The organism is Paenisporosarcina sp. P4_D4, assembly GCF_056401835.1.
Map to the genome: position 1 here is coordinate 1 of NZ_JBFUIO010000097.1, position 9157 is coordinate 9157.

Here is a 9157-nt window from a genome sequence, read left to right on the forward strand (position 1 = left end):
ATCTTTAGGTGATCTTTCCATCGATTTGACGAATCCAAAAACCACTTATGATTTAGGTAATGGGTCTTCTGTAAAATTGTTAGGATATTATCCGGATTTTTCTGGATTTGAAAAGGGAGAGCCTCAAACGAAGTCTCCAGTTCCGAACAACCCTGCATTTTTAGTGGAAATGAAGACACCTGAAACTCCTGAAGGGGAAACCAGTTTTGTGGCGATAAAACAAACTGTGGAGCCGCTTGGGGATAATGAATATAAACTTGAATTCCAAAATGTAGATACGCGTGATGTTTCCGGTCTCACGATACGGAAAGATAAAACATTATGGATTTTAGCTTTAGGTGGCTTGATTTTCATGATTGGGGTTGCGCAAGGATCTTACTTCAATCACCGTAGAATATGGATTCATGAAACGAAAGATGGACAGGTTGCTGTCGCTGCCCATACGAATAAAAACTGGTTTGCTATTAAAAAAGAGTTGGATCAGCTAACGGAAGTAGCACAACTGCCTCCATACATGGATCAACAGGACTCTGAATCACATGAGCTCAAAAAGGATGGTGAGAAGTCGTCATGACACTCGTCTCGATAAGTGGGAATTTATTGTTTTTTGCATTTGTTTGTTATTTGATTGCAACATTATTTTTCGGTGGAGCAGTGAAAGGGTCAAAGTCAGAAGCATCAGCTTCTGAGAAGCGATGGGGACGTATCGGGATTATTGTAACGATTGTTGGATTCATCGCAAACTTGGCTTACTTCATCACTCGTTGGATAGCTGCTGGACATGCTCCGGTAAGTAACTTATTTGAGTTTACAACCGCTTTTGGCATGATGGTAGTTGGTGCGTTTATTTTAATCTTTTTCATTTACCGGACACCATCACTCGGACTGTTCGCATTACCGATTGCAATCATCATTATTGCATATGCAAGCATGTTCCCGCGCGACATTAATCCTTTGATTCCGGCGTTGAAAAGCTATTGGTTAACAGTCCATGTTATTACGGCTGCACTCGGTGAAGCCATTCTAGCAATCAGTGCCGTGGCTGGTTTGATTTACTTACTGAAGAATGTTGACATTACGAAGAAATCAAAACAAAGTTTTTGGTTGGAAGCTGTCATGTTTACACTCGTCTTAACATTAGGCTTTGTTGCTTCAACTACTACATTTAGCGTGATGGATTACGAAGCAAAATTCAGCTATGTAGATAAAGAAGAAAAAGAAAAAGAAATTACGTATAATGCACCACCTCTATTCGGAATGAATGAGTATGAGTCATTGACACCTGGAACTTTGACACCAATTGCCGAAATGCCTCCACTTGTTAATGCGAAAAAATTAACGACGGTTACTTGGTCATTTTTGTTCGGGGTTATCCTTTATGGATTAATCAGGCTTATCATTCGCAAACCAATTTCAGCTGTTCTGAAACCTTTTGCCCAAAAGGCCAATTCGCAGTTAATGGATGAAATCGGTTATCGTGCTGTGTCCATCGGATTCCCTGTGTTTACGCTTGGCGCACTGATATTTGCGATGATCTGGGCACATGAAGCCTGGTCAAGATTCTGGGGATGGGATCCGAAGGAAGTTTGGGCTCTCATCACATGGCTATTCTATGCAGCTTTCCTGCATCTTCGATTATCACGAGGCTGGCATGGCGAAAAATCTGCATGGTTGGCTGTCATAGGCTTCATTATTATTATGTTTAACTTAATTGCTGTTAACCTAATTATTGCCGGGTTACACTCATACGCATAAAATGACAAGCCTTTTCCTTCCGAGGGAAGGGCTTTTCTTTCATTTTAGAGCATGTAATTGTACAATAATTGGTAGAGTCAGGACGAGAGGGGTAACACTATGTTGAAGGATATGAAGTGGACGAAGCTGAAAATGGAGCCATGGCACTGGAAATGGCACTTGAAAAAGAATATCACTGTATCCTGTTGGATGTGATGATGCCAGAGAAAGACGGCTTGGAAGTGCTTGCCGAACTTCGTGAACTTAAAGCAACACCGATTCTTTTATTAACTGCCAAAGGCGAAGAAGCAAACCGCGTTCAAGGATTTGAATTAGGTGCGGATGATTACATAGTCAAACCATTTAGCCCGCGCGAAGTCGTTCTTCGTATTAAGGCCGTCTTAAGACGCTCCGTGACAATTTCACCAATTACTACAACCTCTTCTTCAAAAGATTTGGTGGTATTTCCGCATCTAACGATTGACCACGATGCACATCGCGTCACAGCGGATGGAACAGAAGTGAACTTGACACCGAAGGAGTACGAGCTACTTTACTTTTTAGCGAAAGCTCCGGATAAAGTGTTTGACCGTGAACAATTGCTGAAAGAAGTTTGGCATTACGATTTCTTTGGTGATTTGCGTACAGTCGATACCCATGTGAAACGATTACGTGAGAAATTGAACCGCGTATCCGAAAAAGCCGCAAAAATGATTGTAACTGTATGGGGAGTAGGCTATAAATTCGAGGTTGTCAATGAATAGAATATGGAACAGCGTTGTCGGGAAGCTATGGGTAACCATATTGCTTCTCGTTTCGTTTGTATTGTTTATCATTACGGTCTTAATGCTTGAATTTTTAGGGAACTATCATAGCGAGCAAGCTGAAGCATCCTTACGGCAGGAAGCGAGTACAATTGCCCGTATTGTAGATGATCATGAAAATGTTGATGCATCTCTCTCTATTATTTCTGATGTCCTTGGCCCAGAAACGAATGCACTGATTGCAAAAGAACCGCGTGAAGTATCTCTTGCCTTGCATGAAGGGGAAAATGGAGAAGAAATAAAAAAATATATTATGAGAGATCAAACGCTTGGAAATGTTTTCAAATCATCACAACCAATCATTAAAGAAATGATGCTGCCATCTCTGCAAAATAAAAGTCAAATGGAACCATTTATCGTATTGGCTTCTCCATTGAATGTTGAAAACGAAGTTCATGGAGCCGTATTCATTTATCAAAGCTTGGATGTCATTCATAAAACTACAAAAGAAACGACGAATATCGTCTTTCTCTCTGCTTTTATCGCATTTATCTTAACGACTTTCTTTGCTTTTTTCCTTTCTACTCGGATCACATCACCACTGCGTAAAATGCGTGAAGCCGCATTTGAATTATCGAAAGGAAACTTTGATACCAAACTTCCTTCACATCAAAATGATGAAATTGGCCAGTTGGCAAATGCATTTAACCAGATGGGAAGACAATTAAAGCATCATTTAGAAGTAATCAATCAAGAGAAGGAACAGCTATCCAGTATTTTGACGTCGATGACAGATGCCGTCATTACGTTTAATCGTGATCATACGATTTTACTAAGCAATCCACAAGCTGAAAAATTGTTACAAAAATGGTTTTTCCGCATGGGTACGAATAATGGTCAGCCGATACCTGTTGAAATGGATCACATGCTCGACCATGGCCTTCATATGGAAGAAGAAATTAATGAAGAACTCGAAATGGAAGGAAGCTATTTTGCCATTACAATCAGTCCATTGTACAGTGGTGATTCAATTAGGGGAGCCGTTGCTGTATTGCGGGATATGACTGAACAACATCGACTGGATCGATTACGCTCTGACTTCATAGCGAATGTGTCTCATGAACTCAGAACCCCTATTGCGATGTTGCAAGGGTATAGCGAAGCCATTATAGATGATGTCGTATCATCTGAAGAAGAACGAGACGAAATGATAAAAATTATTTATGAAGAATCCCAACGCATGGGACGACTCGTTACTGATTTATTGGATTTAGCCCGTATGGAATCAGGTAGGATGCGTCTGTATAAAGAGAATGTTGCTGTTTCCCCAGTCATCGAAAGAATTACACAAAAATTCGCACAAGTAGCGAAGGAATCACACATTGATTTGAAATTCGATTCTGCCGTCTCTCCGAAATTGACTACAGAAGTGGACGAAGATCGTATTGAACAAGTTTTGACCAATCTGATTGATAACGCTATCCGTCATACACCGAATGAAGGAAAAGTCACGGTATGTGTCGAACAACACAATGCGTTCGTGAAAATTAGCGTGGAGGACACAGGTTCGGGAATACCAGCTGAAGATCTGCCGTATGTGTTTGAGCGTTTTTACAAAGCAGATAAATCGAGAACAAGAGGAAAAGGTGGAACTGGTTTGGGTCTTGCCATTGCCAAAAATATGGTGGAAGCCCATGATGGTGTGATTTCAGTAATGAGTGAAGAAAATGTTGGAACCAAATTTACCTTTACATTACCAATAAAAAAAATGTAACTTTTTATTTGTTGTAACGACTAATTTTATGAACGGGGGGAGTTCATGAATGACTCCGTTTTTCACAGGCTCTATGATCAATATCATCAAGACGTATTTCAGTTCTTGCTGTATATTGTTAAAWATAGACAGACAGCCGAAGACTTAATGCATGAAGTATATGTTAGAGTTTTAAAAGCATACAGCCGATTCGAAGGGAAAAGTTCCGAAAAGACTTGGTTATTTTCGATTGCCAAAAACGTTGCGATTGATCATTTTCGAAAGTCGTCTGTACGCAAGCGTCATGCTTTTGACTTTTTTGACTGGGAAAAACAAGAGCTGAGATCCAATGAAGCTCTGCCCGATGAATTAGTCGAAATGAATGATGATATGAAGCAATTGCTGGACGTATTAGATGAATGCACTGGCGATCAAAAAATGGTTATTGTCATGCGATACTTTCAAGACCTATCCATTACGGAGACAGCACAAGTTCTCGGATGGACGGAAGGGAAAGTAAAGACCACACAACATCGTGCAATCCATAAACTTAGGGATCGCTTATCAGGGCATTCGGATAGGAGGCAAGTTCACGGTGAGCAACAATAAATGGAGTGAACAAAAGATTGACGAGTTACTTAGCCAAGTGCCCAAAATACATGATACACGCTCCAAAGACGAAGTATTGAAACGTTTGCAGCAAGATCCAAGATTGGCCGTTAGCAAAAACAAAAAACGTAAACAATGGATTCCATCGGCTGTAGCAGTTGCAGCAATGGCAACCTTGACAATACTTGTAGCAAGTTTTCTCAATAATCCGCAAAATGAGGATAAGGCCATGTCAGAGATGGCTGTTACTGATAGTTCCGCTAAACTTGAAGAAGAAAGCGCGGATGATACATCGAATCAAATGTTTTCAAATAGTAAAGAATCTGCAAACGATAGTGCGGGCATAACCAGTGATGAGGAAACGTCTCCTACATTTGCTCGTCAAGGTGCCGTTCTCACATCTGTCTACCCAGTAGATGCAAAAGAACACACAGTCTTTCACATTGGCATGTTGTCGAATGATGGAATCGTTGTACCCTTAACGGTACTTATTCCGAGCCGGACCATTGCGAATGATTTAGGAAATGCAGAGCCAACGAGTTTGGATTTGTATAATCAATATGCTGGTGAATTAGTTGAATCCGCACTTGGATTTGCTGAATTCCATCCATTCGAAGGTGAATTTAAAGAACAACAGAATCAATTGATTCACAAGTTACCATCTACACATGATTACGATTTGTCGAGTGCAACCATAAATGCGTATACCGAATCAATTCAAGAAACGTTTTATGGCTACAACCAAGTTGTTTTTCAAAATGAAGATGGAAGTCAAGCTGAATTTGATCAAGTTGGTCCTATGAAACCGCGAGCATTGACAAGTGGGAACACGTTTACGAGTTTCTATCTGTATAGAAATGAACATGGAAATCAATTTTTGGTACCGAACATGAACGAAACTCATTCGGACATTCAAGAAGCGATGAATGAAATGAAAACATCTCAGAGTGATTATCTACAGAGTGTAATTCCCGAAGGCATCAATTTTGAAGTGAGCAATGAACAAGGGATAAATCGTATCCGGTTTACAGAGGAATTGAACTTAGAACTAATGGATCCTCAAGTAGCTTCTCATTTAATCGAAGGGATTCTATTGACGAATGGAAGTTTTGGGAAAGACGTTCAGTTTGAAAATATCGCACCATTAACTTGGAATGGATTCGATTTCAGTAAGCCCGTTGAAAGTCCTGTTGGAGCGAATAAATATGTTTGGGAATAAGGTTTTACATGTTTCAAATTGACAATTGGATAGAAATTTATTAATAAAAAAGAACCATACGTAGGCTCAAGTAGTTTACAAATGGTTCTTTTTTTCTTATAGTAAACAATGTAAGTTAATATTGATTCATCTTCGGGGCAGGGTGAAATTCCCGATCGGCGGTAATAGAAGAACGTTTTCTTAAGCCCGCGAGCCGTAAGGCAGGATTTGGTGTGATTCCAAAGCCGACAGTATAGTCTGGATGGGAGAAGGTGAAGGTGCGGTCGTTTTTCGTTCTGTCATTTAACGAGACGCCTATTTAAGTGCGCCTTTCTACTCCCTTAAGCGATAACGGCTTAAGGGATTTTTGATGGGACAAAACGGACGAACTTTTCTTCTTGTGGAGTGGATCGGCAAAAGGAGAGAGTTTTTATGAAGAACAACAAACTGCGTGTCATGATTGCAGTAGCCATGTTAAGTAGTATTTCATTTGTTTTAATGCTATTTAATTTTCCGTTACCTGCATTACCACCATTTTTAAAAGTTGATTTCAGCGATGTGCCAGCACTTATTGCGGCAATTACTATGGGACCTGTAGCTGGGATTTTAGTAGCACTATTTAAAAATGTTCTATATTGGATTTTCAGTGGTAGTCCAACAGGTGTTCCTGTTGGGGAAATTGCCAATTTTGTAACGAGCATTTTGTTCATGCTTCCTGTATATGCAATTTATCGTAAAGTTTCAAATACGAAAGGTTTGGCAATTGGTCTGATTGTGGGAATTCTTGCCATGGCAATCGGAATGAGCGTGTTAAATTATGCGGTATTTTTACCGATGTACACTTATTTCTTGAATATGCCAGCACTTACTGGTTCTGCATTGCGTGATACCATTGTGCTAGGGATTTTACCATTCAACTTAATTAAAGGGTTGCTGTTGTCCGCCATCATTATTGTTTTGTTCAAGACGATGAAAACGTGGTTGGATAAACAACGAGCTCAATTTTCATAATAATAATCATTATTAGGCTATGTAAAAAAATACTAGAGATTGATCAGAAAGAGTCCATTTGCGCACAGCATGCCGCAAGAAAGAGTATGGTCAAAGGAAGTTTGACCGTACTCTTTGCGACGAGTAACCGCAGGAGCAAGGTTTCCTCTGTGCCGAGTAACCGCAGGCACAGCACTTTTGAAGTGTAAGACCAACAAGTATGCGGTTTTCATACTTGTTGGCTCATGCGTAACATGCGGCTAGCGCAAATGTGCGATAAACGACATTATATTAATAAAGCTATATTAATGAAAAAAAAAAGCTGCGAAGAAATTCGCAGCTTTTTCCTATTCGTATTTTAATGCATCTCCGTCAAATGATTCTTCGGCAACTTTAATGGAATCTGTAGGGCAGCCTTCAAATGCATCTTGCATATCTTCTTCGAGTTCATCTGGAACTTGAGTTGTTCCCATGTTATCATCTAAAATAACAAAGGCAATGCCTTCATCATCATAATCGTAAATATCAGGTGCAGCTGCGCCACATGCGCCACAAGCGATACAAGTATCTTTATCTACAATAGTATACTTCGCCATGTTTAAAACCTCTCCTTTTTCTCCGTTCGCTTGAAAAAGCTTTTCGTATTTATTCTAATCATGTTTTCCTCAATTTTCAACCTAAATACATATTAAATTGGAGGAAGTCTTGTGCTATTCCAACAAATCATCTTACATATGGTCAATCGATTAAATGAAGAACGTACAATTTCAGCTCCGTTTCACCTAATTAGAGGTAAACGTTCGGGTCAAACCATCCAAGATGTTAAAAGTTATGGACTGACCAATTACTTTTCACTTTTTCCAAAACTCACAAAACCAACATATGAACAATATGTGCAACAAATGATTCAGTCAAACTTGCTGATTGTCAACGAGCAATCGATTCCCAAACTAACGCACTTGGGAAAAGAAAAGTTGAAGGAAATGCCACCATTGCAGTTGAATGGCTGGTTATATAGAGGAAATGAACGCATTTTCTTTCAACGTATATCGTTAGTTACTCAAACACTATCGCATGTTAACGCAAAAAAATGGACGTTCACACCCATTCAAAAAGATGAAAAGATTCAACAATGGGTTCGTCATTTTTTGCATGACTTTACTTACAAGTCAAATGAGTTCATTTCAAAATATTATGAAGAACTGCTCAGTGTATGCCAGTCGGACAAGTTATCCGAACTTCATTTAGTAATTCTCAGTCATCGTTTGACTGGATATGAGGTAAGTGGAGTGACATGGCAACAGCTTTCCCGCGCTTTAGAGGAAGATGAAATGGATCTTCAAATCCGTCTGCAAGAAAGTTTACATATTATACTAGATGAAATTTCCATCAGACCATCTTTGAGTCTATTAACGAGAATGATTGAAGATATCAAAGTATCAACTCCATTAACTGACTCAGCTAAGAAAACCTCAGATTTGTACCAAAAAGGCTATTCATTTGAAGAAATTAGTTCAATGCGCCAACTAAAGACAAGCACAATCGAAGATCATTTTGTAGAGATGGCGATGAATGGATCATTATTATCAGTAGAGATGTTTTTTCTGAACGAGGATGTTCCGACGCTCATTCAAAAAATCAAACAACAAGAAACTAAAAAATTGCGGACGCTAAAAGACGTTTTCCCCAGTTATACGTACTTTCAACTAAGGCTGCTTTTGGCTATAGGAGGGGAATCGAATTGACGTCAAATCTGGAGAAAGTTCTATATGATAAATTTGGTTACCGTACGTTTAGGCAAGGTCAAAAAGAAATCATAAAAAGTATTATCAATAAAGAAGATGTCCTTGCAATTTTACCTACAGGAATGGGTAAATCACTTTGTTATCAGCTACCGGGATATCTTTTACCGCATAGCGTCATCATTATTTCGCCCTTGCTATCTTTAATGCAGGATCAAGTTGAACAGCTGAAAAAAATGGGGGAGAGGCGAGTCGTTGCGGTAAATTCATTTTTGACTCCTCCTGAAAAAAATGCGCTTTTGCAGAGAATGGAAACATATAAATTCATTTTTCTATCACCAGAAATGATGATGCAAGAACAAGTGAG

9 protein-coding genes, 1 pseudogene and 1 riboswitch are annotated in these 9157 nt (G+C 39.3%); of the genes and pseudogenes, 9 read left to right on the plus strand and 1 reads right to left on the minus strand.

Annotated features, from left to right (window positions below; genetic code table 11):
• From AC1DSL_RS14475 to AC1DSL_RS14505, 7 genes and pseudogenes are all read left to right on the plus strand, one after another.
• Positions 1–574 (plus strand): cytochrome c biogenesis ResB family protein (locus tag AC1DSL_RS14475; RefSeq protein WP_477532703.1); only part of this gene is annotated, 574 nt, incomplete at its 5' end.
• On the plus strand, positions 571–1755 hold the full coding sequence (gene ccsB / locus AC1DSL_RS14480) for a c-type cytochrome biogenesis protein CcsB (RefSeq protein WP_477532704.1): 1185 nt from the start codon (positions 571–573) through the stop codon (positions 1753–1755). The genes AC1DSL_RS14475 and ccsB, both read left to right, overlap by 4 nt.
• A gap of 104 nt (positions 1756–1859) precedes the next feature.
• A pseudogene (locus tag AC1DSL_RS14485) lies at positions 1860–2498 on the plus strand (response regulator transcription factor); the annotation flags it as partial.
• Positions 2491–4272 (plus strand): ATP-binding protein, encoded by a 1782-nt coding sequence (locus AC1DSL_RS14490; protein ID WP_477532705.1) that lies wholly within the window; start codon positions 2491–2493, stop codon positions 4270–4272. The pseudogene AC1DSL_RS14485 and the gene AC1DSL_RS14490, both read left to right, overlap by 8 nt.
• Before the next feature lie 45 nt (positions 4273–4317).
• The gene (locus tag AC1DSL_RS14495) at positions 4318–4860 is read left to right on the plus strand and encodes an RNA polymerase sigma factor SigX (protein ID WP_477532706.1); all 543 of its coding nucleotides are present in this window, start codon (positions 4318–4320) and stop codon (positions 4858–4860) included.
• Positions 4847–6079: a hypothetical protein gene (locus AC1DSL_RS14500; protein WP_477532707.1), complete on the plus strand. Its 1233-nt coding sequence runs from the start codon at positions 4847–4849 to the stop codon at positions 6077–6079. The genes AC1DSL_RS14495 and AC1DSL_RS14500 overlap by 14 nt, the downstream gene beginning before the upstream one ends.
• 124 nt (positions 6080–6203) lie before the next feature.
• Positions 6204–6336: riboswitch (FMN riboswitch) on the plus strand.
• Positions 6337–6490: 154 nt separating this feature from the next.
• The gene (locus AC1DSL_RS14505) at positions 6491–7069 is read left to right on the plus strand and encodes an ECF transporter S component (RefSeq protein WP_016427442.1); all 579 of its coding nucleotides are present in this window, start codon (positions 6491–6493) and stop codon (positions 7067–7069) included.
• A 326-nt stretch (positions 7070–7395) separates the two neighbouring features.
• Here AC1DSL_RS14505 and AC1DSL_RS14510 read toward each other — a convergent pair whose 3' ends face one another.
• Positions 7396–7644, minus strand: a complete 249-nt coding sequence (locus AC1DSL_RS14510) for a ferredoxin (protein WP_016427441.1) — start codon at positions 7642–7644, stop codon at positions 7396–7398.
• 111 nt (positions 7645–7755) lie between these two features.
• Here AC1DSL_RS14510 and AC1DSL_RS14515 point away from each other — a divergent pair, with 111 nt between their 5' ends.
• Together AC1DSL_RS14515 and AC1DSL_RS14520 are read left to right on the plus strand one after the other, a co-directional pair.
• Complete coding sequence (locus AC1DSL_RS14515) at positions 7756–8793, plus strand: YpbB family protein (RefSeq protein WP_477532708.1); 1038 nt, start codon at positions 7756–7758, stop codon at positions 8791–8793.
• The coding region (locus tag AC1DSL_RS14520; protein ID WP_477532709.1) for a DEAD/DEAH box helicase at positions 8790–9157 on the plus strand (368 nt) is incomplete at its 3' end. The genes AC1DSL_RS14515 and AC1DSL_RS14520, both read left to right, overlap by 4 nt.